The organism is Bradyrhizobium icense, assembly GCF_001693385.1.
GTDB classification, from domain to species: Bacteria; Pseudomonadota; Alphaproteobacteria; order Rhizobiales; family Xanthobacteraceae; genus Bradyrhizobium; species Bradyrhizobium icense.
Genome location: NZ_CP016428.1, coordinates 2,279,359 through 2,306,038, shown reverse-complemented (window position 1 = coordinate 2,306,038; position 26,680 = coordinate 2,279,359). Strand labels below are relative to the sequence as shown.

Sequence of the window (26,680 nt, the reverse complement as noted above, 5' to 3'; positions counted from 1 at the left end):
GATCATCAGCCATGACCGATCACTATGACGCCCTGGAAACACGTGAGCCGGCCAAACGCGAGGCGGAGCTGTTTTCACGCCTGCCCGACGTCCTGAGGAAGGCGCTCGCCGCACCGGCCTATGCCGAGCGCCTGAAGGGCATCGATCCCGCTTCCATGACCAGCCGGTCCGCGTTGGCGCGTCTGCCGGTGCTGCGCAAATCGGAACTCCCTGCCCTGCACAAGGCCGCGCCACCCTTCGGCGGGCTCATCTCCGCGCCGCTTGGATCGTTCGGACGCCTGTTTACCTCGCCGGGACCGATCTTCGAGCCCGAGCCCGTTCACGCCGATCCCTGGCGCGGCGCGCGGGCGCTGTTTGCGGCGGGCTTCCGGCCCGGCGACGTCGTGCTCAACACCTTCAGCTACCATCTGACGCCGGGCGGGTTCATTTTCGATGCCTCGGCGCGGGCGCTGGGCTGCGCGGTGATCCCAGCCGGCCCCGGCAATACCGAGCAGCAATTCGAACTGATCGAAGCCTATCGTCCGGTCGGCTATAGCGGCACGCCTGATTTCCTCAAGATCCTGCTCGATGCCGCCGCCAATGCCGGGCGCGATGTCTCCTCGATCACGCGCGCGCTGGTCTCCGGCGCGGCGTTTCCGAAATCACTGCAGGACGAAGTCGAGGCGCGCGGCATCGATGCCTATCAGGCGTTCGGCACCGCCGACCTCGGCATGGTCGCGTTCGAGACGCCGGCGCGCGAAGGCATGGTCGTCAACGAGGACCTGATCATGGAGATCGTCCGTCCCGGCACCGGCGATCCGGTGGCACCCGGCGACGTCGGCGAGATCGTCGTCACCTCGCTCGATCCGCAGCATCCCTGGATCCGCCTCGCGCTCGGCGACCTTACTGCGGCGTTGCCAGGAGCAAGCCCGTGCGGACGCACCAACATGCGCATCAAGGGCTGGATGGGCCGCGCCGACCAGACCACCAAGGTCAAGGGCATGTTCGTGCGCCCCGAGCAGATCGCCGAGATCGGCAAGCGCCATCCGCAACTCGGAAGACTACGCCTCGTCGTCACGCGATCCGGCGAGAGCGACCTGATGACGCTGAAGGCGGAAACGGCGGCGCCGGGCGAGACGCTACAGGGCGAACTCGCGGCAACGCTGCGCACGGTGACGAAGCTCGGCGGCAATGTCGAACTGGTCGCGGCGGGATCGCTGCCGAATGACGGCAAGGTGATCGCCGACGAGCGATAAATAAACCTCACCTCGGCAACGCCTAACGCGAAGACTTCAGAAGCATTCAACCGACACCACGGGCATGGGTGTCACCACGTCAAATGGCCAAGAAACCGGTGAAAACGATATCAGGTTCAGCCACCAGAAACAACAGCGGGAATTGCAATTGAAGAACGGGAAGCTGTCGCGCGCTGTCGGAGAGACAGCCTAGAGCGGAGTGCCCCGTCGTTTGTTGCGCCTCAAACGCCTTTGGTGGATGGGTGCAAACCGCCATGACCGGAATCATCTGAAATCTGTTGACGTGCTGGCGGGCAATTCAAATCGCGTCAGTTAAAACTTAGAGTAGTCAATTTTTCTCGCAAGTATTGTTGAGCAGAGCGCGCGCAGTACAAGCCCGCAGTTTCAAAGGCGTATTGGCAACAGTTTCAGCCCGAGGCACCGAATTAGCGAATTAGCTGCTCGGAGACATAGTAGAAATGCAGAACGGGCAAATTCACGATGCAGTCCCAAATAGGATACTCGGAATGTGAAATTAGGATGGACTGCACTCCGTGCTTTCAGCCGTGGCCTTACTCGTCCGCCAGCGCCATGAGGCCCCAAGCCATCGCCACGGTGACCGGTATGGCCAACAGAGAGGGGCGTCGGCAAAGGCTCTCAGCCACCGAGCAGGCGGCGCCGCCTGACCATCCATCGCTATAAGCTAATCCGATGAAAATTATCGATAGTGTGGCGAGAAATGCTGCCACGACGACCGCGGAAATACCAAGACTGCGCATTTTCAGTACTCAAGACCCAACTGAAGAATGTTCCAATGGAACCCAAGCAGAATTCAGTCAGGATGAGGGCTGGGTTCCATCGTCTTGAGGTAAGATGGTGGCAGAGAGCACATCGCGGTTGGCTTGCCCTAAAGTCGCCAACAATGGCTCAACAAAGATGATCCGTCCCTCCGTGAATCAAGAAAATTGCCAAATCAAACCAGGACGCGGCCGACTCATCCGGCGAATGGATTTGGTCAGATTGGCCGCTTTCTCGAATCTCTCCTCCGAATGGGAGCAGCATATACCGCGCCGTTACGCGGTCTGTTGCGTTGGTGAGCACGCAGGAGAGAACGATCTGGATGCATTTCAGGGGCAAAATTGATAGGAGCGTTCTGCAACGTTCCCCAACACTGAGCCGAGACCAATCCGCCAGTCCGAAGGATCAGATGCTGCGCAAGATCCTCCCTTAGTCGCCGAGAATGACCTTCTGACTTGGCCCCAAAATTGCGTCCCGCATAAGAATGCTCTGCTGGAGGGGGATGCCGGTTGATCGAAACTGCGTAGCAACGGAGGGTTCGAGAATTTACCCTACCCGCAGAGCCAATCGACGCAGCGCACAACGTGAAGCATCCGCCAATCGTGCCCCGAAAAGGGCGGGAGGCATCTTGCTTTCTCCAAGGGCTCCGTCAGAAAGCTATGCAAAGCGCACGTCCTGTTCGTCCGCAGTCAGCCGCTTTTAATCTGCAAACAAGTAGCTCAGACCCGCATCACCTGAAGTTCGTCCACAGGCAGATGGGGCCATCGCGGAAATCAAATTTGAAAACGTGCACAGATGAGGCGCCCCCATCCTATAAGCGTCTTTTCCTGTATTTCGCTCGATCCGCGGCCTCGCGCCACCGTCGAACAACCTCGGCAACAATGATGTATGTGCCGACTATTAACAAAATTGCCTCAATCATGGCTTGGCCCGACCCGTTGCGAAGAACTGGAATTTACCCCTTCCTTAAATAGTTGCCAAGGATACTCTCCACAACCATCGAGAGTTCCCCTAGATGCGCTTGGTCAGGTACAAACACCTCGTCGTGAGACCAACAAAAGCCCATGCAAACGAACGCTGGCCGGTTCCATGACACGACAGGATGCTATCGATGAGTAGCCTCCCCCTTTATCGGCCTCCTACCGCCTAGACTTTGGATGTTTGTGCTTGTGAATCCAACGATCGTCCGAGCCCCATGTACGAAATAAAGAAACCGGCAGTCTTCTTCGATCGCGACGGAGTGCTGAACGAAGACAGCGGTTATGTGTTCGAGATCGCAAAGCTGAAGTGGATAGATGGCGCACGCGAAGCGGTGAAAGCCGTCAATGATGCAGGTTGCTTTGCATTCGTGGTGACAAACCAGTCAGGAGTTGCCAGGGGTCTTTACGAGGAAGCTCACATCGAAGCATTGCATCAACATATGGCGGACGAATTGGCTAGGATCGGAGCTCACGTAGATGCGTTCGAATACTGCCCTTTTCATCCTGACGCATCGATAGAGCGATACCGTCGGACAAGCTATCGGCGCAAGCCTGCTCCCGGGATGATCAACGACCTCTTGAAACGTTTCCCCGTGGATGTCAGTCGGAGCATTCTCATAGGCGACAAGTCTACTGATCTAGAAGCAGCTCGCGCCGCGGGCATAAAAGGATATCTGTACGCAAGCGGCCACCTCGCCGACTTCGTAATGCCGCTCTTGCCTCACAATAAGACGCGACCAACTGAGTGAGGCGATCGCGTTGCAATCCTGTCCGATACCAAATAGACACCCAGCTCAGATCTGCTCTAGGAGGCCATGCATGCATACTGCGCTGCCGTGGAGCACACCAATAGCCATTTTGCTGATTTTTAGGAGGCATCATTGCATCCACAAGTTCCTAGGCGGCGCGTGGCGCTGATCACCGGCGTGACCGGGCAGGACGGCGCCTACTTGGCCGAATATCTGCTCGGCCTCGGCTATGAGGTCCACGGCATCAAGCGGCGGTCGTCCTCGTTCAACACCGCGCGGATCGATCACCTCTACCAGGACCCGCATTCCCGCAACGTGCCGTTCCTGCTGCATTACGGCGACATGACCGACTCGACCAACCTGATCCGGCTGATGCAGCAGATCAGGCCGACCGAAATCTACAACCTCGCCGCCCAGAGCCATGTCGGCGTCAGCTTCGAAAGCCCGGAATATACCGCCAACGCCGATGCCATCGGCGTGCTGCGGCTTTTGGAAGCGATCCGGATTCTCGGCATGGAGAAGGAGACGCGGTTCTATCAGGCCTCGACCTCCGAACTCTACGGCCTGGTGCAGGAGGTGCCACAGAAGGAGACCACGCCGTTCTACCCGCGCTCGCCTTACGGCGTCGCCAAGCTGTACGGCTACTGGATTACGGTCAATTACCGCGAGGCCTACGGCATGTTTGCCAGTAACGGCATCCTGTTCAACCATGAGAGCCCGATCCGCGGCGAGACCTTCGTCACCCGCAAGATCACCCGCAGCGTCGCCCGCATCGAGACCGGCCTGGAACAGGTGCTCTATCTCGGCAACCTCGCAGCCAAGCGCGACTGGGGCCATGCACGGGATTATATCGAGGGCATGCACAAGATCCTGCAGGCGGACGCGCCCGACGATTTCGTGCTGGCGACCGGCGAGACCCGCTCGGTGCGCGAGTTCGTCGAGCTGGCATTCGCCGAAGTCGGCCGCCGCATCGAATGGCACGGCCAGGGCGTTGACGAGACCGGCGTCGACGCCAGGTCCGGCAAGACCGTGGTGCGGATCGATCCGGTCTATTTCCGGCCGACCGAGGTCGATCTTCTGGTCGGCGATGCCAGCAAGGCGCGCGAGAAACTCGACTGGAAGCCCAAGACGTCATTCGCCCAGATGGTCAAGGAAATGGTCGCGAACGATCTGGCAGAAGCCCGGCGGGAGGTCGCCAATGGCAAGCCTGCCGTTTGAGCTGAGAGGCAAGACGGTCTACGTCGCCGGCCACCGCGGCATGGTCGGTTCTGCGCTGGTGCGCCGGCTGGCGGCGGAACACGTCGAACTGCTGACGACGCCCCGCAACGAGGTCGACCTGCGCGATCAGGCCGCGGTCAATGCGTGGTTTGCCACCCGGCGCCCGCAGGCGGTGTTTCTGGCGGCCGCCAAGGTCGGCGGCATCGTCGCCAACAACACGCTGCGCGCCGAATTCCTCTACGACAATCTGGCGATCGCTTCCAACGTGATCCATGCGGCGCATGTCCACGGCGCCGAGAAGCTGATGTTCTTAGGCTCCTCCTGCATTTATCCCAAACTGGCGCCGCAGCCGCTGCGCGAGGACTCGATGCTGACGGGGCCGCTGGAGCCGACCAACGAGCCCTATGCGATTGCCAAGATCGCCGGGTTCAAGATGGTGGAGGCCTATCGCAGCCAGTACGGCGCCGACTTCATCAACGTGATGCCGACCAATCTCTACGGCCGCGGCGACAATTATCATCCCGAATACAGCCACGTCGTCGCCGCCCTGATCCGCCGCTTCCACGAAGCGAAGGTCGCCGGCGCCAAAGAGGTCGCGGTCTGGGGCACCGGCACGCCGCGGCGCGAATTCCTCTATGTCGACGACCTCGCGGACGCCTGCATCCATTTGATGAAGAACTATTCGGATAGCGAACTGGTCAACATCGGCACCGGCGAGGACATCACGATCGCCGAATTCGCCCGCGTGGTCGCGGCGACCGTCGGCTATACCGGCGAGATCGGTTTTGATGCCTCGCGCCCGGACGGCACGCCGCGCAAACTGCTCGACGTCAGCCGGCTGGCAAAACTCGGCTGGCGCGCCAGCACGAAGCTCGAGGACGGCATCCGGCTCGCCTATCAGGCCTATCTCAGTGAAATCCGGGAGCCAGCCGAGTGTTAGCCGTCGTCAATCGAGCGAAGCTCCGAAGCACGCCGCTCTTGCCCCAGCTTGGCGCGCATCTCCATCTGTCGGAAAGCCAACAAGTAAGAACGGGTGTTTTCTAATGGCGAGGCGCTGGCTTCAGAAAGAGATGAGAACAGAATGGAAGATGGTCGACTTGTTGTCTTGCTAACGGGTGCGAATGGCTTCGTAGGCCAGAATCTTACCCCCGTGTTGAAACGCAATGGCATGATCGTTAGACAAGCCGTGCGAAAGCCCTCGCCTGACGCAACTTCGATAATGATCGGCACTATCGGTCCCCACACCAACTGGGCAGAAGCGCTCGCCGGTATCGATGCGGTGGTGCATTTGGCAGCCCGAGTTCATCACCCGCGCGAAGAGCATGCTGCAGACGTTTACCAATCTATCAATACCGATGGCACGCTACATCTTGCTCGGTGCGCAGCCGAAGCGGGAGTTAGCCATTTTGTCTACCTGAGCACTGTCCTTGCTAATGGGAGCAGCACCGACGGTCGGCCTCCTTTTCGTGAGAATGACGTTTTGACGCCCCGCGGAGTCTACGGTGTGTCGAAAGCTGCCGCAGAAGCAGGCCTTCAAGCTATGGTGGAGTACACCAGCATGAATTTTACCGTCATTCGCCCGCCACTGATTTATGGTGCAGGCGCACTCGGTAATTTTAAACGGCTGGCTACGGCGGTAAATAAAGGGATCCCGTTGCCGTTCGGTTGTATCCAGAATCGGCGCGCCTTTCTAAGCGTCGCAAACTTGGCGTCGTTCATAGTGCACCGACTTACCCATCAGCACGGCAAGTTCGACATCTTTTTGGTGGCCGATGAGGAGCAAATTTCAACGCCAGAATTTGTTCGACGGATCGGAAAGGGTTTGGGCAAGAAATCGCGCATTGTGCCTTTTCCATTGTTTGCACTCAACGCGTTATTCAGGATCAGCGGTCGTTCTGAAGCCTACAATAGTGTGGCCGCGTCGTTGGAGATCGACATGTCTAAAGCCCTGAAGACCGGATGGCGGCCACCGCTTAGTCTAGACGAAGGTATTCGGAATGCTCTGGCTGACCCTACTTCTCGGACGCAATCGACCCGTTCGCCATGACCTCCGTCCGGGATAAGCCGCACTAGCTAGCTAGGTCGCCCTACCACAACGCTGTCGTGCGCATTGGACTGTAGCTACGAAGTCCGACGCAAACGAAGCCACGCGGGCGTGGACATCCGGCAAGAGATTTCTGATCGTAGGTTCAGAATTCTGCGATACCTTCAAAAGATGATCCGCGAGTGATGAAGGGTCATCGACGTCGAAATACTCAGCTTTGCCACCTGCTTGTTCACGATGTACGTCAATGCTCGACAAGACCATCGGCACGCCAAATGATTTTGCCTCCTCCACGGTCGTGCTCCAGCCCTCGAATCGGGACGGATTGAGCAGAGCCGCGCTAACCCGAAGCAGCGCATAGACCTCAGCCAATGGAATCATTCCCAAGTATCTGAATTCTTGCTCAAGCCCACGGTCGACCACTTGTTGCATAATCTTATCAACAAGTTGCGGCTCGTTTGGATCAGGCGCTCCGGACGCCACCACAACGACACGCTTGCCACGATTTAAGAGTAGTGCAAGCGCATCGATCACAACCTGATGGTTCTTGTGGCGCCAGAATTGATTTGGAAGATAGAAGTAGTTTGGCGGCAGGTTGTACTTGCGAGCAACCTCAATCGGATCCACTCGCAAGAGCTCGGGGGCAGGCTCGCTCGCGAACTTCACAACGGCTGTTCGTCCTTTTGCATTTGGATAACTTTTTAGGCAGTCTCGCTCTGCGCTCTCGCTGCTGAGCATGATCGTTCGGCCTGACATAATCTGCAACCGAAAGCCGACCTCCCGTCGCGATCGGGCGCGCCTGGAAAACAGGTGCGGAAGTTCCAGATGCTGCATGTCCGGGATCCACGCGATACTTGGATAACAGGAAGACCAGCCAAAGAAACGCGCCGACTCGAAAACCGCATCAATTTGTTTGCGTCGGAATTCCGACGCAGCCGCAAAGTCCTGCCCAAAACATATCGGTGCGATAGACCGTAATGCTCCTCGATCGAATGCGCTTGATCGCAGAGTTTCAACGCCTGGAATCCGCCCGAGTGCTTCGAGATCTGAGACATCGTCGCGCTCGCCCGCAAACACCACAGGCGTAATTTCTCCCGCGCAGTGCTGGCACAGGGCAGCAAATAAGTTACGCTGATAGTTGTAACCCCCAGCCCAGCTCTGGCGGGAAATCATGGTGAAGGCGAGACGGATTGAGTGCCCGCTGCTCAACGAGCATCCTCCTTAAACCAGCGGACGTAATCGGCGATTCCTTGCGACAGTGGAACTCCCCACGCAAAAGGCAACGCTCGAACCTTTCTATCATCCGCAACAAGGCTGAACGGATCGCCGGGACGGACCACACCGGAGAAACGTACGCCGGCCTCCCCACCCCAGCTTTTTGTCACGACATCTGCAACCTCCGCGACCGTCGTACCCTCACCGCATCCCCCGTTTATCGCCTGAAATTTTTCCTGTTGCCGTCGTGCGGCAAAACTTGAAAGGAGCCTAGCCACGTCGTTTACGTGGACCCAATCGCGCAATTCGTCTCCCGTTCCGCCGAGCACAAGCTCACGCTGGCCTCTTTGCAGCCGCGAACACATATCCCACAAGAGCTGCTTGCGAAGAAACGCTCCATAGACAGAAAAGAGGCGGACCACAGTCGACTCTACGGCGAAGCAGGCAGCATAGCTCTTGCAGAGCTGCTCCATCATCAGCTTATGGTGACCGTACGGCGATACAGGCCTTAGTTCGGCATGCTCCGGGATCTTTCCAGAGTGATGCGCGCCGTATACAGCGGCGCTCGAGGCTACAATCAACCGGCATTCTGAAGCGGAGCGGCGCATCCATTCAAGCAAGCGGACCGTGCTGTTGACGGTGCGCGAGAAGTCCTCGTAGGGTTGCTCGATCGACAGCCCGACCGATGATCCGCCAGCCAGATGAAAAATCGTGGATGGCAGTTCGGACCGCTCCGCAAGCGCATTGAGATTGGCCGCGTCGATCTCGCCGTTCAGCCAATGCTCCAGGCCGATGCGCCGCCTCTCGGCCTCTCCAATCGCGCCGTGGCCGATGCCATGAACGCGATTGCCCTGATCAGCCAGCACCCGCACGAGATGCCGGCCGATGAATCCGTTGGCGCCGGTGACCCACATGTTCATGATTGCGCCTTGTGACAGACAAACGAATAGAGCCGACCGGGTCGGCGATCAAAGCGCTCTGCCATCGAAAGCAGCGACATGAAAACGCGATTGGAAGCAAGCGCGGCGCGCCAGACAGGCTTTACCGGGATCTTGCTGCTCAATCTTTCCACGACGGCCGTTCGCAGCGTCTCTATCGTATAGGGAAACAGGTTGATCGGGCTCTTCAGCGGCGCCAGAACCTCGATCCCGGCAAATCCCGCCCCCCTGAGCGCGCCGACATATCGATCGAGAAGAAACGCATGCTCACCGCCATAGAGGTGATGCAGGGGATGCTGATCGAGGAATTTGCCGAGGTCAGTCTCCTTGCTGATTACGTGTTCGCGTAGGGCGATGAGCAATCCGCCGGGGCGAAGCACGCGGAACATTTCCCGGCAGGCGCTGTCGAGGTCGCGCATATGGTGCAGCACGGCCCGCGCGAACACGACATCGAATGTACCGTCATTGAAGGGCAAGCGCTCGGAAAAATCCTCGACCACCTCGATCGGCAGACGGGCCTCGGCGACGAGCTCCCGGACTGCCGCCGTCCCAACCACGGCACTCGGGTCAGGCTCGAGCGCGGTGACCGCAAATCCGCTCCGTGCCAGTGCGTAGCTCGCAATTCCGCGCCCGGCGCCGACATCGAGCGCCTTGCCGGTGCGGTTCTGCAGAAGCTTCGAAACCGCCTGCCATTCGGTGCTGGCAGAATAGCGCTTGGCCGCATCAATCAGAGGGTCGTCATAGAACGCATCGAGCACGAGCTGGCGCTGGTCCGGCTGACTGCGGAGCCAGAGCACGGCATCTTCCCACGTCGTAAACGGCTTCTCCGCCACCATAAACCTGCTATCCCCAGCGCCCCGGTTAGATCAGATCCTGAAATTTCGTCCATTGCAGTTGTTTGCTATAGCGGTCTTTGACCATCGCGCAACCCGCCTGAGCGATGGACTTTGCCCGGGTTTCGTCACGCATCAGCTTGCCGATCAGTTCCGGTATTTGCTCAGGCGAGGAGTATTGCAACATGGTTTCGCCATCAACGAAACCGTCCGGATAGCGTCCTGAGTCGGTCAGGAGGACCGCTCCGCATCCGGTCGCCTCAAAGCATCTCATATTGCCGCGATCCTCCCCCGCCATGTCCACTGCACCATTGAACACGATCCGGCTCTTAGCGATCGCTGCATACGCATCGCGGCCATACAACGGGTTGGCGCGAATCCCGCGAACTTCATCTGGATAACGATATGAGTGAAGCGCTGGTAGAGGAGGAAGAAAGTTTGCCAATCGGGTCAGGCGTGACTCTTCGAGATAAAAGCGTGCCCGGACACCCCGCGTTGAAGCCACAGCCCGGAGTGCCTGGCTACGTTTGACGTGGTGGCGCGAAAATCCGCCGATGAAGATGAGATCGAGTTCATCACCTCGGGCCACGGCAAAGGCGTCCATCGCAGGATCGTGCGCCGGAAAGAAATACGCCACCCGACAGCCTTTTTGTCGCCAACTCTCGAGGATCGACGGAAAGTTGCACACGATCAGGTCGTATTTCGTCAGGTCAGCGCTTCCTGACGGCGCCGCCCGCCAGCCAACCGATTTCTTCACGCACCCCGGCAACTTCGCAACAAATTCGCTACCGTAATGGATCGGGTCAAGATTATAGAATACTTCAGTGCGATGCTGCTCGATCTGCGCGAGCAGAATTTGCTCCAGGTTCTTTGTCCGCAGACCATTCTCTTTCGCCCACAGCAACTGCAGCTGTTCATCGTCTCCATTGGTGTAAAATGCATCCGGGCTGTTGGTGAGTACCGGCAGGAGGATATGAGACGCAGTGAATCTCGTATCCAGAAATTCTGCGCGTCCGGCGGCAAAGGTTTGATAGCGCGATTGGCGACGATGGATACGAAATCCGCGTGACAAGCCGTTGTTCTGGAAAATACGCATGCATCAACCCGCGGGATTTGCATCTGGCGGGGGGCTGAACGAGCGGATTATTCTGGCCGGATTCCCAACTGCCAGAGTGTACGGCGGAATATCGCGGGTTACAACCGAACACGCTCCGATCACGGCCCCCTCTCCAATCGTAACCCCCTTAAGCACACTCACGTTGAATCCGACCCAGGCCCTATCGCTCACCACGACCGGCGCATGCGCGATTTTCTTCCAATCCTTCCGGCCCGCGCCCCATTCGAGAACATCGTTCCGGCGATCCATCCAGTCGACGCTGTGGGAATCGTGATCCACAATCGTAACGCCCCATGACATGACGACATCGTCGCCGATGGTGAGGCTTCGATAGCAGACCAGGTGGCTTCGTCCGATGAATGTGCGGTTTCCGATCTGAATTTTGCCTCCCGTTTCCTCGAAACTGATATCAGCGTGGACGATCGAATCTTCTCCTACTGATAAAGCGTTGCCTGCCGCTCGGCTGATCCGGCGCCATGCGATCCTCGACCCGCGCCCGACACTTACCGCCCCGGAAAGTCGGCTCTTCCAGCCAAGGATGGCGTCGATCACGCCTATCAGGATGAGCCGCATGTCAGGACCTTGCCAGCATCCATTTCATATTCAGGTACGGCCAGATTCGGCTGGCCGTCTCCCAGTCCCATTGCTTCGAGTATGTCAGGCGACCGACCGTCCGTCGCAAGCCTTCCTCGTCGACCAGTTCGGCGAAAGCCGGCACCTTTTGATCGAGCAGGCTGGCGGTCCAGCCGGCCAGCGGCCCGTTCAGCCATTCCGGCATCGGCGAATTGAATCCCACCTTCCGGCGTCCCATGCGAATGGATTCCGGCATCAGGTTGGCCATCGCCTGCCGCGCAATCAACTTGGAATAGCCGTCGGAGAACTTGCATGGCTCCGGCAACGCCATGGTGTACGTCACGAGGCGCCAGTCCATGAAAGGCATCCGGACCTCGATGCCGTGCGCCATCGACAGGCGATCGAAGTTTCTCAGGATGGTCGGCAGCACCGTGCTGTGGAACATGCGATAAAGACGCCGGTTCAATGCGCGCCATTCACGCGGCAATACGTCATCCTCGCCGACTAGCGGAAGCTCCGCCGGGACATCGCGCAGGCCGCCGCGCAGGAAATAGTGCCCCTGTCGCTTGATCATCAGCGCCCGAAGCAGATCGATGCCTCGCCTCGCCAGCGCCGAGTTCGAGCCAAGGGAGACAGCCGCGTTTCGCAACCGGAACGCGCCCGATTGTCCCTCCTGGAGATAGGCTCCCATCAATTCGTCCGCGCCATGGCCGTCCAGCGACACCGTCACGTTGTGCCGCCTGAGCTCTCGATAGATCAACCAAGCCGCGCTTGGAAGCCCGATATAGAGGTCATCATTGTCGTCGAGAATTCGGTCGAGCTCGGTCAACGCATCCGCTCGGCCGATCTCGACGAATACCGGCGCAACATCCGCCCAGGCCGCGGCCTGTTCGGCCATCGGCCGCTCATCGTTGGAGGCGCCGGGAAACGTCGCAACGAAGGCGTGACGCCACGAGGTGCTGTCCCGCGGACCCATGCCGGCCTTTTCGTGCGCGGCCATGGTGCAAATCACCGCCGACGAATCGAATCCTCCCGACAGGCAGGTCCCGATCGGGACATCGCTGCGCATCCGAAGGGCGACGGCGTCCTGGAAAAGCTCGCGAAAGCGCTCCACGCGTTCGGCTTCGGTGTTCGGTATCGCCGGCAGATGATCCACCGTCCGCCACCAGCGCCGGATCTCCAATCTTCCCCGGCGCAACCACATGCAGTGACCGCCCTGCAGCCGGCGGACTTCCCGGCAGAGCGTCCGCTCGCTTCCCTCGATCCCGAAGGCATCGAGCATGAGCCGTCGCGCCACATCGACATCCAGCGAGACGCTGATGAGACGGCTTCGCTCCAATGCGCGCTGCTCGGATGCAAAGACGAAGCGCTCGGATGTCAACGCATACAATAGCGGCTTGATGCCGAAGCGGTCGCGCGCCAGAAACAATTCTTCGGTTTGGGTGTCGAAGATCGCCAGCGCCCACATTCCGTTGAAGCGCGTCAGCATGCCTTCCTGCCACGCTCGCCATGCGGCCAGAATGACCTCCGTGTCCGACTGGCTGCGGAAAACCACTCCCTGTGCCTCGAGTTCGCGCCGCAGTTCGAGGAAGTTGTAGATCTCGCCGTTGAATACGATCACATGACGGCCATCGCCGGAGACCATCGGCTGATAGCCTCCCTCGCCGGGATCGATGATTGCCAGCCGACGATGGCCGAACGCCAGATCGCGGTTCGCGCTGAACCAGCTACCCTCGCCAAAGGGACCGCGATGCGCGACCAGATTCGTCAGCCGCGAGATTTCCGTTAGTTCGACCGCGTTGCCGCGGAGGTTCACGACACCTGCAATTCCGCACACGGTTAGGCCGCCTTCACAAATAGGAGGCGACTTGCAATGACGCGCAAATCCCTCCAGCAAGCCGCGCCGTGCGGGCCGACCCGCGAGATGGTGACAACAACGACAAAGATAATACCGGCCGCCAGGCAATAGAGACCCCCAACGTACCACCAGTGTGGGGCTTGATCGAACAGCCCCTCCTGAGTGAAATGTCGCAGCACGAGTGCCGTGACGATACCGGTCCCCAAAGGCAGCAATACAAAGTGAGCCACCCGCGACCACATGCCAGCGAGACAGAAACTTTGCCGCAGCAAGATGATGGTCGTGACGATCTGCGCCGTCATGCCGATGCAGGCACTCCAGCCCGCTGCTTGCCATCCGAAATAGGGCAAAGCCACTGCGCTGGTGCCAAGCGTAAATACGGCCGTTACAAAAGAGATTAGCGCGTTGGAACGGGATCGGCCGTTGGCTAGAAGATAGAATGCGAATACGTTCGCGCTGCACCCTAGCATTCCTGCGATCGAAAGCACCACCAACACACGCTGAGCTTCGACGGCCACTTCCGCGCCAGTCCAGAGATGAAGCAGCGGACCGGCGACGGGAACTAGTGCCCCCAGCGCACTCGCGGCAAGTACGTTGAGGACCCATGAAGATCGAAACAGTAGATCGGCCTTCCGATCACTGGATTCTCCTTGCAGCGCGCTAAAGAACGGGAACAGGATTTCGCCGACTTTCAAAATGCCAATATACATAGCTTCTTCGAGCCGCTGGGCGATGGTGTAGAAGCCGACAAATTGGGGCTGAAGCAGCGCACCTAGCAGGTACCGATCCGCCTGTCCCGCAATCAGGCCGCCGCCTTGGGCTGCCATTTGCCAAACTCCAAAATTGACGAGATCGCCGAGCGGGCCCTGGTGAAACGCGGGACGCGCCAGCCAACCTCCGATAACCCGGCGCGAAACTGCAAACACTGCAAGTAAGCTCGTGGCAAAGCCTAACGCCTGACAGCCAAGATACGTTGAGGCCTGTGGCCAGCGCGGAATCAATACCACCATTGATGCCGTTGCGATAATTGCGCTGATGATACTGATCGAAGCGATCCGTGGATAATCCTGGCGCGCAGTAAACAGGGCCAAAAATACCGCGGCTATGCACTGACATAGCCATCCCCCGGCGCCAAACCCGAAGGCCAGTCCGAGGTCGTCGGCGGCCTTACCGCTTAGGTTGAACGCGAGGCGGGCAAGCGGCGGGCCTCCGAAACACAAGATCATCATGATCAATCCGCCTATGCCCACCGCCAAGAGCAATGCCATGGCGAAGAAACGGCGAGCATCGTCGCGCGCCTCGGGCGCCAGCCGGAGGGCAAGTTCTCGGGCCGTCGACAGTGCCAGTGAGTTGCTGAATGTTAGTGCCGGCGCGAGGCACGCCGTCACCAGAGCTGCAACGCCAAATGACGCCGCGCCCAGACGAAGCACAACGAACGGCAGGATCAGCAAGTTCAATCCCACGCCGATCAAAAAAGCCGCAGCATTCCATCCGGAGTTTCCCAACAGACGAAAACTGCTAATTGGCTCTGCCATATCAGCGTCAGGCCTTAATCTGCTTCGGATACTTCGGCATCTAGAAGGCTCGAATCAGATCGATGACTTCGAATTGTTGATCCCTCGTGATCTCGGCAAACATCGGCAGTGACAGTATCCGGCTTTGATCGCCATGGGCGTTGGGGAACTGTTCAGGGCGATGCTTGAGCCGGCTATAAGCGGCCAAGAATGGCAATGCCGTGGGATAGTTGATCGCTGTCTGAATACCTTTTGCGCCCAGATGCGCTGCCAGTGCATCGCGGCGCGAATGCTTGATTGTATAAAGATGATAGACGTGGGTGCGCTCCGTAGCGACAGAGGGCACAACGACATCCTCAATCTGATTGAGATTAGCGTCATAAACCTTCGCGGCATCCTGGCGCGCCTTCGTCCAAACAGTCAGATGCGGCAACTTGGCCGACAGGATTGCCGCCTGGACGCCATCGAGGCGGCTGTTGATGCCCTCGGTGCGATGTTGGTGCTTAATGAGACCGCCGTGGCGCGCGAGCATGGTCATGTGTTCGGCGAGCGCGCTGTCGTTAGTGACTACCGCACCGGCATCGCCCATTGCGCCAAGATTTTTGCCCGGGTAGAACGAATAGGTCGCGGCCGCGCCGAAGGTACCGACCTGCTGGCCTTTATAGCGGGCCAGGTGCGCCTGCGCGCAATCCTCCACCACCCAGAGCTTGTGCCGGCGCGCGATCGCCATGATCGCATCCATGTCCGCCGGCTGTCCGTACAGATGCACCGGAATGATCCCGACGGTGCGCGGCGTGATCGCGGCCTCGATCGCCGCCGGATCGATCGTGAACGTAATGCCGTCGGTGTCCGCGAACACTACCCTCGCGCCGGCATGGGTGATCATCGCTGAGGTGCTGATCCATGAATGCGCCGTGGTGATGACCTCATCGCCCGGCTGAACCTTCAGCGCGGCCATGGCGAGATAGAGCGCATCGGTGCCATTGGCACACGATATGCAGTGCTTAACGTCGACGGCCTTGGCGAAATCCAGCTCGAATGCGTCGACATAGGGCCCGCGAATGAACGCGCTGTCGCGAATGACTGCCGCGATGGCGCCGTCGATCTCGCTCTTGATGGTTTGGTATTGCCGTTGCAAATCGGCAAACGGTACCGGCATTGATTGTCTTCCTTATCTTCGCCCAAGCCGGCGCGCTGGATTGCCGGCATAGGTCCCTGCCACGGTAAGATCCTTGGTCACCACCGAACCGGCTCCGATTACGACATCATCTGCAATGCGCACCGGCATGATCGTTGCGTTCGAACCAATCGAAACCCGACTGCCGATCTTCGTCTCGCGCCACAATTCCTTGCGTCCGCGGGCGGGACCACCGGTTGTGAAGGTATCATTGATGAACATCACACCATGCCCGATGAAGCAATCATCTCCGATCGTCACCAATTCGCAGACAAACGCATGTGACTGCACGCGGGTGCGAGCGCCAATGCGGACACCTTTCTGAATCTCGGTAAAAGGCCCGATAAAGCAATCGTCGCCGATCTGGCATCCATAGAGATTGCAGGGCTCGACGATCTTGACCCGAGCGCCGAATTCGACGTCACGGACGCCAGCCTGATACCGGTCCGGCTGGTTCACGATGCGATACCAAGCCGGCTCAGGCGCGGCGTGAACCGCAGTGCCACCTCCTGGCCTGTTTCGATCGATTCATAAAGCGCCGAAATCAGCTCCAGACTCTTCCGCCCTTCCAATCCGTCCACGAGCGCCGCGCGTTGATTCGTCAGGCAATCGACCACATGCTGGTAATAGGCCTGGTGACCAAAGCCATACACGTTCGGCGGATTTACAGAAAACTTTTCGATCACGTCCTTGTCCGAAGGAAGCTCATCGGCAAACCGCCAGTGCCTGATCTGGTTGACGGCGAAGCCCGCGATCTCAACGGTGCCCCTCTCGCCCAGGATGGAAAGCGAACCTTCGAGGTCCGTCGGGCGCGCCGCCGTCGTCGCCTCAATGATTCCAAGCGCGCCGTTTCGGAATTTCAGCGTCGCCACAGCGGTATCCTCCGTTTCGATTTTCGCCAGCGCGGTGACCGCGCGTGCATGCACGCTGATGACATCGCCGAAGAACCACTCCAGCATATCAATGTGATGGCTAGCCTGATTAGTCAGCACGCCGCCGTCATAGGCCCACGTGCCCCGCCAACTATCCTGGTCATAGTAGGCCTGGTCCCGACACCAACGAACGCGCACGGTCCCCAGAACAAGCCTTCCGAACCGGCCGGCGTCCAGCGCCTCGCGCGCCTTGACGACGGGGACGTTGAAGCGGTTTTGCTTAACCACGAACAGCTTAATGCCGGCTTCGTCACAGGCCCGGATCATGTCATCGGCATCCTGCAGGCGGAGCGCCATCGGCTTCTCGACAACAACATGTTTTCCTGCTCTTGCGCAGGCGATCGCGTGCTGTGGGTGTAACCCGCTGGGCGTCAGCACCGCGACGGCATCGATATCTTTCCGCGCAAGAAAATCCTCGATATCGTAGTGCGCCGGAACACCGAACTTCGACGCAACCGCGTCGGCACGCGCGCGGACGGGATCGCAAACCGCCGCGAGACGGGCGCGGTCGATATGGTTGCCGCCCAAGAGGTCGGAATGACGCTTGGCGATGCGTCCGCAACCGAGCAAGCCAAATCTAATCATGAGAGCTATCCTATGAGCCCAAAGGCTTGGCCCTTGGACGCCGCGCTTATCCGGCCGAATTCCTAGTTTCGGCAATCTGCAATACTAGGAAAAGCCCAAAACAATCAAGAGGGTTGAGTTCCCGTGACGTGTATCGGAAACTGCACTCCTCAAGAGAGCCAGCACGTCTCATGAAGGAGCCAGCACGTCTCATGAAAAGCCCCATGTGCCAGCACCCGAATCGGGCGGATTTTAGGTGCGGCAGTTACAGCGACCTTTCGGATCGGGCACCGTGGCAAGATGACTTCAACTCTTGGAACTTCCAGCCTCACCACAACCTGCGGCTTTTAGCTCCATGATTGCGGCCACCTTCCTATTGGCCACCTCGTCCATGTTCGGCGCCGCCTTATATTTCTTTTATAAGTGCCGCGGCCGCATCTCGGCCGCCTCAATGCTGCTCAGTTTCCTGCTGGTGCTTTATGGTCCAGCGTACCTCGTTTACATGCTCTATTACAATCAAAGCTCCCTCATCTATCGAGAGCTGATGCAAGCACCTTACTTTGATGACGCCGTAAAATCTCTGAACCTTGCGGTCACGATCTTATATCTGTGCTGCATCTTCGGGATCGAAGTGATCGATCGCTTGGCAGGGCGGCGAACAAGAAAGCTGACCGAAGCACTGGACAACTGGAACGCTCGTCCACCTCGGAGCGCATTCGCGTTTAGCGGTTGGTTGATTGCGGTCAATATCGGCTTGATTGCATTGATGATCTGGACCTCCATGCGAGAACATCATCTCGCAGTGATATTGGGGTACTTTGAGACAGCGAGTTCGCAAGCGGCCAAGGCAGATTATCGCCTATCGTATGCCGGCAGTGATTCCTATCTCTACCGAATCGCCCTGATGTCGGTCGCGCCTTTTTTCCTGATTTGGGGATTTCTCGAAGGTCTGATCAAGCGCAACTGGCTGTTGCTCGGGAGCTCCTGCGTGCTGTTCGCCCTCACTTTACTTGGCCGGATGGAAACGCTCAGCAAAGCGCCCATAGTTCTGCTGGGGATGCAAATTGCCCTGGCTGCGCTGCTCTCCTTCTGGAACCGAATTGGCTTGCCCGTTATCGTCGGCGCCGTTGTTGCGGCTCCCCTTCTATTTTATCCTCTGATCGAACTGTCGATACCCGAGGCCTCGCGCCCGATATCGGCCACAGAGTTTTTCTTTTGGCGTACGTTCTTCATCTCGAACGAAGTGCTGCTGGAATACTTCAACGCAATTCCATATTACATCTCTCACACTTGGGGCTCCAACATCCGCATTGTGGCCGCTCTCTTTGGCACGGAATTCAGGCCGGCTTACGAAGAGGTTTCCTTGTTGTGGCGGGGCCAACCTGGCTCGACTAGCAACGCAATGTTCATTGCCGACGCCTGGGCGGATTTCTCTTTCTTAGGGGTCGCTGCAGCCAGCGTTCTGGCGGGAGCGATATGTAGAACGGTTGACGTTATCTTTGTTGCCGAAGGCAAGTCACCTATGACAATCGCGCTTCTTGCGTGTTCATTCATCGGCATTATCCATCTCATGCTCAGCTCGATACAATCGGCAATGCTCAGCGGCGGATTGGCTAGCATTCCGTTGATGCTATTTGTTTTCGTCAAGGCACGGAACCTTCTGCGCCTCCGCAAGCTGCGATGGCACAGAATGGTCGCACCCTAAGTGAGGACAAATGGCTGTGCTTAAGTCACTTGCGCTCATCTTCGTCCCGCTGTTCGGGATTATTGGCCTGCCTGCAATTGGGAGCGGCCAGTCCGTCAGTAACAACGAAATCAGACTCGGAACGATCTTCAGCCGCGATGGACGGCCCGAAGACCGACAGATACACATGCGAGTGCTCACCGAATACTTCAGGGAGACCAACAACGAAGGCGGAATTAACGGCCGGCCGATCGAGATCTTCTCATATGACGACGAGGGAGATTCAAAGAAGACACTGGATTTGGCACGACAGCTCGTGGAACAGGATCGCGTAGCGTTCCTGTTCGATCTAAGCGTCCGAGCGAACGAAGTGATCCGCCCCTATGCGCGCTTCAAGAAGATACCCGTTCTGTTCCCCTCCCCACCGGCGTTCCGAGAGGCGGAAATACTGGGAAGCTACATATCCCAGCATTTTCCAGATGCCACCGTGGCCATGCTTAGACCAGCGGGCAGGTCTGGGACAGAATACCTCAACGGATTCTACGAAGGTTTGGGAAAGGAGCACGCGCGAACTGCAATTACGAATGCCCAAGAGATTAAGGGTCTCGATCAAAGTGTGAACCAGGTCGAGCCGGTAAGTAGAGGTCGTGCGGGGTTGCTGGTCATGTTCGGCCCCACCGATCAGCTACTAAAGCTGACAAGCGACCTTGCAAAGTTGGAATGGAACCCCCTTCTTATCGTCAACAGTGCCGCATTGTCGCTCGACCTGCAACAATTCACCTCTTCTGCAGGCATAGTCTCCGTATCGACTCCGAACCATGTCGCCGCGGTCAATTCAGCCGTTAGCCATAAGAACTTGAGGCGTGAAGATCGGAACTCCGCCGCTGCTGCTTATGGCTACGTTTTGGCAAAATCTATCGTATCTACGTTACGAAGCTCCAGCGAGATGATCTGTTGCGAACTGAATGTTGTGCGTTCCAAGGGCCATATTTGGGAAGTAGTCGATTCGAGCATCCCTTGCGAGTCCAGTCCAAAGCCGAAATGAGCTCAGGCACTATTTTGGCCCGGTGCCCCATTTCAACATGTGAAATCGCACACGACTAGCTGCCGAACCATCGTTCGAGGACAACACGCTGACCGCCAAACCCAATACCAGGAACAGCGGCAGATCTCTTCCGATCTGGCCGTAAGCCATGCTGAGCATAATCATAAAGGCATTGAGTAAGAACACGAAACGCAGGTCGCCATCGAAACGAGCCGGCTTGATGAGCAACAGGGGTATCAGGGCGATCAAGGTCAGAAATGCTGCACCACCCATCCAACCGAACTCGACAAATGCTTGCAAGAGATCGTTATGAGGTGACGCACCTTCGAAACATCCCAGTCGGCCAAACGACATAAATCCAAAACCAAAAAGACCAGCGCGGGGAATAAGATTGGTAGCGTCCGAGATGAGCTGCTTTCGAATAGCGATCGAGTTTCGCGTATTCACGCTCTCGCAATCAGCCGTCGTCGCTTCCGGATTTCTCCGTGCAGCGTAAGATGGAGGAAGGATCGTTGCCGAGCTGATGCCGCCGGGGCTCACCTCTCCCCTTGCTCCCTCGATCGCGTACCGCACATAGAGATTTGCATTGTCGAAACGAGCAAGCAATCCGAAAGCAGTTGACGCAACAAGGATAGCTAACATGCTTAGCGCAAAGCGGCGCTGCTGCTTCAACAACAATGCAGAGAGAGCCGTGCAAACCATGATCGCGAGCAAAGAGAACCGAACCATTGAAGCGGCAAAAACCGCCATCGAGAACGCGATCAGTGGGACCAGCACATTCCGAACCCAGGTAGGGCTCCGATATTCCGATGATAATAGCAGAATAACAAGGATGCCGAGCGAGACCGAAAAAGCTGTTGTCGCGTTATCAAACCCCAACACAAACGGTCGCCCCAACTCGCCATGTAAAACTAGATACGGGACCGTTAGCGCCGTTCCTACCGAAAGGATCGCGAGCGATATCCAAAAGCAAACCGCTCTCAATACAGGCACATCCTCTTTCACAAGCGATCGCCCGGCGAAATATGCCGTTACTGTCAGGCCTAGCAAGACAAGTTCCCGGAATTCGATCTGCTGAGGATTCCTGGATAATGATATGCCCGCGCAAGCAATCAGGGTGAGCACGGGAATATCCAGGATGGAGAAGCGGAAACCCTCCAACGAGCCAAAAACCGCAATCATTATCACGGTCAAGCTCAGATACGACGCGGTAAATGCGCCGTAACCGTTCAGCCCCAATGATCCGTATATCAGGGCAAATATAGACGACGCAGAGATAGCCAAAGCGAAGCCAAAACTCGCTGCCTTTGGCACTCTAATCATTGTCCGCCCCCATCCGTCGATTCCTGATGATATCTCCAAGCGCGCAAAACGCAATCGAAGGCCCGTCGGTCCCGAAAGCACTGAGATCTTATCCTCCTTCTTGCCGCGGTCGTTAGGATAGGATTCCGTTTGATTTGCCATCTCATCAATTGGCGAGCCGATAATGCTTTTAATAGCTCATTCGGAGGCGCCTTTGATCGCCTGAATCCGGGTTCCTCTCGGGCACATCCACAAGTTCACCGCGAGCCTCGGATCGAAGCGCCTCGACCGCCAATCGAGGATCGCCAGCGGCGCATACATAAGAGGGTGGCTCAACCGGCATACCCGCTATTTCCGCTTGACAAACCGGGAGGAAGACATACCCATGCGCGCAATCTCTGCATCCATCTGTTCCCGGATGCGCGTGATCGCACTAGCCGTTCACTATGTCCCGCAAATGAATTCAAGGTTGGCGATCGCACGTTCCAAACTTGATACAAGTGCGCAAAATGGCAAAGCAGTACCAACTGACGTCGTTCTTGCGATGCAGGGCTTGCGAGTAGACCCGTAATCGAAGCAATATCTATGATAGCAAAGGATCGTACGAGCGATCAGAAAATGCTCTCAGCTAACCTTCCACTTTGTTTCGTTCTGCTTCCAGTGCCATTTTCCCGAAAGTAACCGTCAACAACCGGTAGATCGCAGATGAGGTTTCTGATTACAGGAGGCTGCGGATTTATCGGCTCGGCGGCGGTGAGATATCTGGTGCAAGCCGGCCATCAGGTTCTTAATATCGACAAGCTGACCTATGCTGGCGATTCCAGAACTGTCGCCGCTGTTGCCGACTTTCCCAATTACCGCTTTGAGAGGCACGATATACTGGACCGCGATGACATCGCTGTGTTGTTTCAGAGGTTCGCGCCGCAAGCGGTTTGGCATTTTGCTGCCGAGACCCACGTCGACCGCTCAATTGAGGATCCCGGTAAGTTCGTAGACACGAACGTGACTGGCACGTTTACGATGCTACAATGCGCTCTTCAGTTTTGGAGCAATCTGAATTTGGTGGAGCAGAGTGCCTTCCGATTCATTCACATTTCCACAGATGAAGTTTACGGCAGCCTTGGCGATCAGGGGCTCTTCAAAGAAACGACTGCCTACCGCCCTAATTCACCTTACGCGGCGAGCAAGGCGGGAGCTGACCACTTGGTCCGAGCATGGTATGCGACCTTTGGCTTGCCCACGATAATTTCCAATTGTTCAAACAACTACGGGCCATTCCAAAACCGAGAGAAACTGATTCCCACGATTATCCGAAAAGCGATCGCCGGCCAACCCATTCCAATCTATGGCCAAGGTCAGAACGTCCGCGATTGGCTCTACGTGAATGACCATGTGGCAGCAATCGCGGCCATCTGCACCAAAGGTACGGAGGGCAGCAGTTACAATATTGGAGGCCTCTGCCAAGTTAGCAACATAGCGCTGGCAACAGAAATTTGTAAGCTTTTGGACGAACGACGGCCACGCCGAGACGGCCAAGGCTATGCGCAGTTGATTCAGTTTGTCGCCGATCGGCCGGGGCATGACTATCGCTACGCAATAGATTCAACGAAAGCTCGACAAGAACTTGGCTGGCTGCCTCGGGAAAGTCTGCAAACCGGCTTGTCCAAGACGGTGGATTGGTATCTCGACCACATGGATTGGACATTGGATGACTTGAATGTCGATGACCGTCTGGGGCTAAGATTGCCGGTCGGACAATCGAAAGGCCGATGATGAGGAAATGGAAAGGCATTATTGTCGCCGGAGGGAGCGGGAGCCGCTTGTTTCCGCTTACTCACGTCGTGAACAAGCACCTACTGCCGGTCTACGACAAGCCGATGATTTACTACCCGCTCACCACCCTTATGCTCGGCGGGGTGCGGGACTTTGTCATTATTTCCAATCCTCAAGCTCTCGATCAAATGAGCACGTTGCTTGGCGACGGGAAGCGTTGGGGGATCACTATTGTATACCGTCCGCAAGAGCGACCAGGCGGAATAGCGGAGTGCTTTCGCATAGCGGCAAGCGACATCACGGGGCACAACGTCGCGCTCGCTCTTGGAGACAACATTTTCTTCGGTGCCGGCCTCCCCCGTTTGTTATTAGAGGCGATGGCTCAAGAAAGTGGGGCGACGGTATTCGGCTATGAGGTGGCGGATCCGTCGGCTTATGGAGTGGTCGTCCTCGATGAAGGCGGCCGCGCAATCGACATAGAGGAGAAACCAAAAAATTCGCGATCTCGCCTCGCCATTCCGGGCCTCTATTTTTATGACGAGCGTGTTCTCCAAATTTCGAATGAGATTAGGCCTTCAGCACGTGGAGAGCTCGAAATAACAGATGTGAATCGCCGGTATCTGGCGATGGGTGATCTGAGGGTGAGGCTGTTCGGTCGGGGCGTTGCTTGGCTGGACGGTGGAACACATCGCGATCTCTTCGAAGCGGCTCAATTTGTGAAGGTAGTGGAAGAACGTACAGGACTCAAAATCGCCTGTCCGGAGGAAGTTGCCTTACGCATGAAGTTCATTGATCAGTCTGCATTTGAGCGTCTGATTGATCCGAACCCCAAGACCGATTACCAACTTTATCTCCGCTCGCTTCTCGAAGCCTCTCCGCTGACTGAGAGATAGTGGCCATACGATCGATGGATGCTGGTTCAGAAGACGTGCCGACAGGTTCGGTTTGAGTGAAGCGAGGCGCAGCAGCAGCGAGTCTGCGATGCAGTGCGTTCCATTCTTCTTAATTTGCGACACTGTGGCGGTAGTCTCGAAGCGGAGTGAGAACAATCCTCTATACCAGACCACGCACAGCCCGGTAGCTTGGGAACTCGAGGAAAGCGGCGAGAAAATGCGCGCAGTAGGATTTTTGGAGGATGGAGCCATACTTACGTGGTGAAATTTCGCCTGCAGTACTCTTCGGAGTCCCGACGGATGAGCTTCTGTCAGGCAACGCGATCGAACGGTGATGAATTCTGTTACCCCGCTGCTCGTTTCGCCAGTTCGCAAGCCTCGCGAGCAACGTCCAAGGTTCGAACCGGTTTCAGCAGGCGACTTTCGAACTCTCGCGGCGAGAAGCTACGCACAGAACGAAGCGATCCAACTTCGACATAATCGTGTGAGAAATCGATTCCGTAGCGCCGCAGCAGATCGGATGAAAGCGCATTTGGCGAAGTCCGCTCCGTCAGTATCCAGGACGCCACGATTGGCTCGCACCCCACCCTGTCAAGCGCCGCGTTGAAAAAGTCGTTGCTTCCCGAGTATCCGGCGAGCAGCCACCCGGCACCCGGCGCACGTGCCCCGATCGCATAGACTGATCCAGGGCTGACGCCACTGAGGTCGAGCGTCGGATCGCCCGCCTTGAAGCCGTTTTCCGCCGCAATTTTCCTGAGCTGTCGAATATAGGCCGCCGCCTCCCTGGTTAGAAGAAGGCTCGATTTTTCGCTGCCGATTTCGACCGCCGTCTTCTGAAGCCGCAGCGGTTGTGCTTGTCGATAAGGATTTTCCATTGCGGCAAACAGGACGCCGGTCGGAACAAGCAGGGCTGCTGCGGCGATCGGAACGACATTGCGCCATGCTGCATTCCCTGCCAGTAGCCCCATGCTGAGGACAAGGCCGGCCAACAACCAGAAGAGCCCTGCACGCCCAGCCTGCTCCCAATAGTTATTGCCGGTGCCGAACGCATAGACGTGAGGCAGCACGATAAAGAACACCACCAGGGCAAGACTGTTGCGCGACAGAGCCCGGTAGCTCCGCCGCGGCGACAACATCGCGAAAAGGACGAGCGCTAAGGAAACAGCCCAAAACTGCATGGGTTGGAACGGTTCGTATGAAATGTGCGGCGCCAGCGCCCCTCCGCTCACGGAGATGCTCAACCCGGCGAAAACCAGGGCCAGCAGCGCTGCTGCGATCCTTGCGGCGGCGTTTGCACGAGTGGCCAGAGATGTTGCGATAAAGGCGACGACGAGCAGCAAGGCAAAATTGACTCGCTGCTCTCTGCTGAAATTGAACGAATCTATGCGAAACATACGCGCGATAGGTTGGTCAGGCGTGAGTAGGCTGCCAATTCGGGCACCTTCCAGAACACGATCGACGAACGTGCCAATCGATCCGTCAATCGCCAGTGCCGACACGCCCAGTAGCGCGGCCGCCGCAAGGATGGAAATCACCAGTCCGCGCATCCAAAGCTTGCGCGCGATAACGAGATACACGACCACGGCGCATCCGAGCAGTGCGGCCGATGTTGGTTTCGCCAGAAATGAAAGCGCGCCGGCTGTTCCGATCATGACCCATCCCATAAGGCTGAGCGTCGATGCTTCACGAGAGGTCATCAGCACGCCTATGGCTGCGAACATCAGAGACGTGAAGGTCAACGAATTGTAACCAGGGGTGGGCAGCCACAGGTCGAAAAACGTCAACGAGCTGGCTGCTATGACAAGTGCCAATGCCACGATCCAGATGCGCGGCGCTGATCTGCCATCGATGCGTTCTGCAACGATCGAATGAAGCAAAATCGCGCAAAGCGCAAACGCTGACGCGAAGATGATCAGGACGTTTGCCTGCCTAAGCAAGGCGATGTCGCCGCCGACCAGCCGGTAAAGGGGATGGTATGCAAATCCGAACTGGCTGACCGAGGCGCTGTAATCCCACGGCGATGAAATCCAATTCAGATAGAAGCCTTCATCGGTGAAATCAAAACCTGATCGACAACGGGAGAGAACCCAAACGAGCAGCAGCATGGCCGCTGCGGCGCACGCGCCGAGCGCGAACCGCTCCATCCCTCCCGCAAAAGGGGATGTCTCCGTATCGCCTGCCCGCGCCGTTGGAGGTGCACCATTTCTCAAGTCAAGAACTGAGCCTTCTATCGCACTGGTAGGGTAGCAAGGTCACAGA

General features: G+C 57.5%; 22 protein-coding genes. 9 read left to right on the top strand and 13 right to left on the bottom strand.

What is annotated here, in order from left to right; all coding sequences use genetic code 11:
- Nucleotides 1-11: 11 nt before the first annotated feature.
- Nucleotides 12-1,235, top strand: coding sequence for a phenylacetate--CoA ligase family protein (locus LMTR13_RS10840; RefSeq protein ID WP_065727865.1), 1,224 nt, complete (start codon nucleotides 12-14; stop codon nucleotides 1,233-1,235).
- Between the two features lie 79 nt (nucleotides 1,236-1,314).
- On the opposite strand, the gene LMTR13_RS10835 is transcribed toward LMTR13_RS10840, so the two are convergent.
- Nucleotides 1,315-1,503, bottom strand: a complete 189-nt coding sequence (locus LMTR13_RS10835) for a hypothetical protein (RefSeq protein ID WP_065727864.1) — start codon at nucleotides 1,501-1,503, stop codon at nucleotides 1,315-1,317.
- A gap of 1,704 nt (nucleotides 1,504-3,207) precedes the next feature.
- On the opposite strand from LMTR13_RS10835, the gene LMTR13_RS10825 reads away from it, so the two are divergent.
- The 4 genes from LMTR13_RS10825 (at nucleotide 3,208) to LMTR13_RS10810 (ending at nucleotide 7,006) form a co-directional block, all read left to right on the top strand.
- Nucleotides 3,208-3,741, top strand: coding sequence for a D-glycero-alpha-D-manno-heptose-1,7-bisphosphate 7-phosphatase (locus LMTR13_RS10825; RefSeq protein ID WP_065727862.1), 534 nt, complete (start codon nucleotides 3,208-3,210; stop codon nucleotides 3,739-3,741).
- 132 nt (nucleotides 3,742-3,873) lie between these two features.
- Nucleotides 3,874-4,959 carry a GDP-mannose 4,6-dehydratase gene (gmd, locus tag LMTR13_RS10820; RefSeq protein WP_156795550.1) on the top strand — a complete coding sequence of 362 codons (1,086 nt, stop codon included), beginning with the start codon at nucleotides 3,874-3,876 and terminating at the stop codon, nucleotides 4,957-4,959.
- Entirely contained in the window at nucleotides 4,940-5,899 is a 960-nt protein-coding gene (fcl, locus tag LMTR13_RS10815; RefSeq protein ID WP_065727860.1) for a GDP-L-fucose synthase, read from the top strand. Before gmd ends, fcl begins: the two co-directional genes overlap by 20 nt.
- 141 nt (nucleotides 5,900-6,040) lie before the next feature.
- A complete protein-coding gene (locus LMTR13_RS10810; protein WP_065727859.1) occupies nucleotides 6,041-7,006 on the top strand; it encodes an NAD-dependent epimerase/dehydratase family protein in 966 nt (321 codons plus the stop codon).
- A gap of 30 nt (nucleotides 7,007-7,036) precedes the next feature.
- On the opposite strand, the gene LMTR13_RS10805 is transcribed toward LMTR13_RS10810, so the two are convergent.
- Genes LMTR13_RS10805 through LMTR13_RS10760 form a run of 10 tightly spaced genes read right to left on the bottom strand, consistent with a single transcriptional unit; the run spans nucleotide 7,037 to nucleotide 17,688 of the window.
- Nucleotides 7,037-8,212, bottom strand: a complete 1,176-nt coding sequence (locus LMTR13_RS10805; RefSeq protein WP_236843349.1) for a glycosyltransferase family 4 protein — start codon at nucleotides 8,210-8,212, stop codon at nucleotides 7,037-7,039.
- A complete protein-coding gene (locus tag LMTR13_RS10800) occupies nucleotides 8,209-9,138 on the bottom strand; it encodes an NAD-dependent epimerase/dehydratase family protein (protein ID WP_065727858.1) in 930 nt (309 codons plus the stop codon). Before LMTR13_RS10800 ends, LMTR13_RS10805 begins: the two co-directional genes overlap by 4 nt.
- Nucleotides 9,135-9,992 (bottom strand): class I SAM-dependent methyltransferase, encoded by an 858-nt coding sequence (locus LMTR13_RS10795; protein ID WP_065727857.1) that lies wholly within the window; start codon nucleotides 9,990-9,992, stop codon nucleotides 9,135-9,137. Before LMTR13_RS10795 ends, LMTR13_RS10800 begins: the two co-directional genes overlap by 4 nt.
- Before the next feature lie 25 nt (nucleotides 9,993-10,017).
- Nucleotides 10,018-11,085, bottom strand: a complete 1,068-nt coding sequence (locus LMTR13_RS10790) for a glycosyltransferase family protein (protein ID WP_065727856.1) — start codon at nucleotides 11,083-11,085, stop codon at nucleotides 10,018-10,020.
- A gap of 3 nt (nucleotides 11,086-11,088) precedes the next feature.
- Nucleotides 11,089-11,679 (bottom strand): acyltransferase, encoded by a 591-nt coding sequence (locus tag LMTR13_RS43230; protein WP_065727855.1) that lies wholly within the window; start codon nucleotides 11,677-11,679, stop codon nucleotides 11,089-11,091.
- Between the two features lies 1 nt (nucleotide 11,680).
- Nucleotides 11,681-13,495, bottom strand: a complete 1,815-nt coding sequence (gene asnB / locus LMTR13_RS10780) for an asparagine synthase (glutamine-hydrolyzing) (RefSeq protein ID WP_236843348.1) — start codon at nucleotides 13,493-13,495, stop codon at nucleotides 11,681-11,683.
- A gap of 23 nt (nucleotides 13,496-13,518) precedes the next feature.
- Nucleotides 13,519-15,072: a lipopolysaccharide biosynthesis protein gene (locus tag LMTR13_RS10775; RefSeq protein WP_065727853.1), complete on the bottom strand. Its 1,554-nt coding sequence runs from the start codon at nucleotides 15,070-15,072 to the stop codon at nucleotides 13,519-13,521.
- A 40-nt stretch (nucleotides 15,073-15,112) separates the two neighbouring features.
- A complete protein-coding gene (locus LMTR13_RS10770; RefSeq protein ID WP_065727852.1) occupies nucleotides 15,113-16,210 on the bottom strand; it encodes a DegT/DnrJ/EryC1/StrS family aminotransferase in 1,098 nt (365 codons plus the stop codon).
- Nucleotides 16,211-16,222: 12 nt separating this feature from the next.
- Nucleotides 16,223-16,687 (bottom strand): acyltransferase, encoded by a 465-nt coding sequence (locus tag LMTR13_RS10765; protein ID WP_065727851.1) that lies wholly within the window; start codon nucleotides 16,685-16,687, stop codon nucleotides 16,223-16,225.
- Nucleotides 16,684-17,688, bottom strand: a complete 1,005-nt coding sequence (locus LMTR13_RS10760) for a Gfo/Idh/MocA family protein (protein ID WP_236843347.1) — start codon at nucleotides 17,686-17,688, stop codon at nucleotides 16,684-16,686. Before LMTR13_RS10760 ends, LMTR13_RS10765 begins: the two co-directional genes overlap by 4 nt.
- 391 nt (nucleotides 17,689-18,079) lie before the next feature.
- Here LMTR13_RS10760 and LMTR13_RS10755 point away from each other — a divergent pair, with 391 nt between their 5' ends.
- Both LMTR13_RS10755 and LMTR13_RS10750 read left to right on the top strand, forming a co-directional pair.
- Nucleotides 18,080-19,429, top strand: coding sequence for a hypothetical protein (locus LMTR13_RS10755; protein WP_065727849.1), 1,350 nt, complete (start codon nucleotides 18,080-18,082; stop codon nucleotides 19,427-19,429).
- A 10-nt stretch (nucleotides 19,430-19,439) separates the two neighbouring features.
- Nucleotides 19,440-20,453, top strand: a complete 1,014-nt coding sequence (locus LMTR13_RS10750; RefSeq protein WP_065727848.1) for an ABC transporter substrate-binding protein — start codon at nucleotides 19,440-19,442, stop codon at nucleotides 20,451-20,453.
- A gap of 9 nt (nucleotides 20,454-20,462) precedes the next feature.
- Here LMTR13_RS10750 and LMTR13_RS10745 read toward each other — a convergent pair whose 3' ends face one another.
- Nucleotides 20,463-21,917 (bottom strand): O-antigen ligase family protein, encoded by a 1,455-nt coding sequence (locus LMTR13_RS10745; RefSeq protein WP_065727847.1) that lies wholly within the window; start codon nucleotides 21,915-21,917, stop codon nucleotides 20,463-20,465.
- Nucleotides 21,918-22,460: 543 nt separating this feature from the next.
- Here LMTR13_RS10745 and rfbB point away from each other — a divergent pair.
- Both rfbB and rfbA read left to right on the top strand, forming a co-directional pair.
- Entirely contained in the window at nucleotides 22,461-23,528 is a 1,068-nt protein-coding gene (gene rfbB, locus LMTR13_RS10740; RefSeq protein WP_065727846.1) for a dTDP-glucose 4,6-dehydratase, read from the top strand.
- Nucleotides 23,525-24,421, top strand: coding sequence for a glucose-1-phosphate thymidylyltransferase RfbA (gene rfbA, locus LMTR13_RS10735; protein WP_418219766.1), 897 nt, complete (start codon nucleotides 23,525-23,527; stop codon nucleotides 24,419-24,421). The genes rfbB and rfbA overlap by 4 nt, the downstream gene beginning before the upstream one ends.
- Before the next feature lie 344 nt (nucleotides 24,422-24,765).
- On the opposite strand, the gene LMTR13_RS42365 is transcribed toward rfbA, so the two are convergent.
- Nucleotides 24,766-26,565, bottom strand: a complete 1,800-nt coding sequence (locus LMTR13_RS42365) for a hypothetical protein (RefSeq protein WP_065727845.1) — start codon at nucleotides 26,563-26,565, stop codon at nucleotides 24,766-24,768.
- Nucleotides 26,566-26,680: the final 115 nt, after the last annotated feature.

What these genes read in the sequence shown, in the direction of transcription:
- LMTR13_RS10840 (WP_065727865.1), top strand. Translation starts at nt 12, where the DNA reads ATGACCGATCACTATGACGCCCTGGAAACACGTGAGCCGGCCAAACGC.
- LMTR13_RS10835 (WP_065727864.1), bottom strand. Translation starts at nt 1,503, where the DNA reads ATGATTCCGGTCATGGCGGTTTGCACCCATCCACCAAAGGCGTTTGAG.
- LMTR13_RS10825 (WP_065727862.1), top strand. Translation starts at nt 3,208, where the DNA reads ATGTACGAAATAAAGAAACCGGCAGTCTTCTTCGATCGCGACGGAGTG.
- fcl (WP_065727860.1), top strand. Translation starts at nt 4,940, where the DNA reads ATGGCAAGCCTGCCGTTTGAGCTGAGAGGCAAGACGGTCTACGTCGCC.
- LMTR13_RS10810 (WP_065727859.1), top strand. Translation starts at nt 6,041, where the DNA reads ATGGAAGATGGTCGACTTGTTGTCTTGCTAACGGGTGCGAATGGCTTC.
- LMTR13_RS10800 (WP_065727858.1), bottom strand. Translation starts at nt 9,138, where the DNA reads ATGAACATGTGGGTCACCGGCGCCAACGGATTCATCGGCCGGCATCTC.
- LMTR13_RS10795 (WP_065727857.1), bottom strand. Translation starts at nt 9,992, where the DNA reads ATGGTGGCGGAGAAGCCGTTTACGACGTGGGAAGATGCCGTGCTCTGG.
- LMTR13_RS10790 (WP_065727856.1), bottom strand. Translation starts at nt 11,085, where the DNA reads ATGCGTATTTTCCAGAACAACGGCTTGTCACGCGGATTTCGTATCCAT.
- LMTR13_RS43230 (WP_065727855.1), bottom strand. Translation starts at nt 11,679, where the DNA reads ATGCGGCTCATCCTGATAGGCGTGATCGACGCCATCCTTGGCTGGAAG.
- LMTR13_RS10775 (WP_065727853.1), bottom strand. Translation starts at nt 15,072, where the DNA reads ATGGCAGAGCCAATTAGCAGTTTTCGTCTGTTGGGAAACTCCGGATGG.
- LMTR13_RS10770 (WP_065727852.1), bottom strand. Translation starts at nt 16,210, where the DNA reads ATGCCGGTACCGTTTGCCGATTTGCAACGGCAATACCAAACCATCAAG.
- LMTR13_RS10755 (WP_065727849.1), top strand. Translation starts at nt 18,080, where the DNA reads ATGATTGCGGCCACCTTCCTATTGGCCACCTCGTCCATGTTCGGCGCC.
- LMTR13_RS10750 (WP_065727848.1), top strand. Translation starts at nt 19,440, where the DNA reads ATGGCTGTGCTTAAGTCACTTGCGCTCATCTTCGTCCCGCTGTTCGGG.
- LMTR13_RS10745 (WP_065727847.1), bottom strand. Translation starts at nt 21,917, where the DNA reads ATGGCAAATCAAACGGAATCCTATCCTAACGACCGCGGCAAGAAGGAG.
- rfbB (WP_065727846.1), top strand. Translation starts at nt 22,461, where the DNA reads ATGAGGTTTCTGATTACAGGAGGCTGCGGATTTATCGGCTCGGCGGCG.
- rfbA (WP_418219766.1), top strand. Translation starts at nt 23,525, where the DNA reads ATGATGAGGAAATGGAAAGGCATTATTGTCGCCGGAGGGAGCGGGAGC.
- LMTR13_RS42365 (WP_065727845.1), bottom strand. Translation starts at nt 26,565, where the DNA reads ATGGAGCGGTTCGCGCTCGGCGCGTGCGCCGCAGCGGCCATGCTGCTG.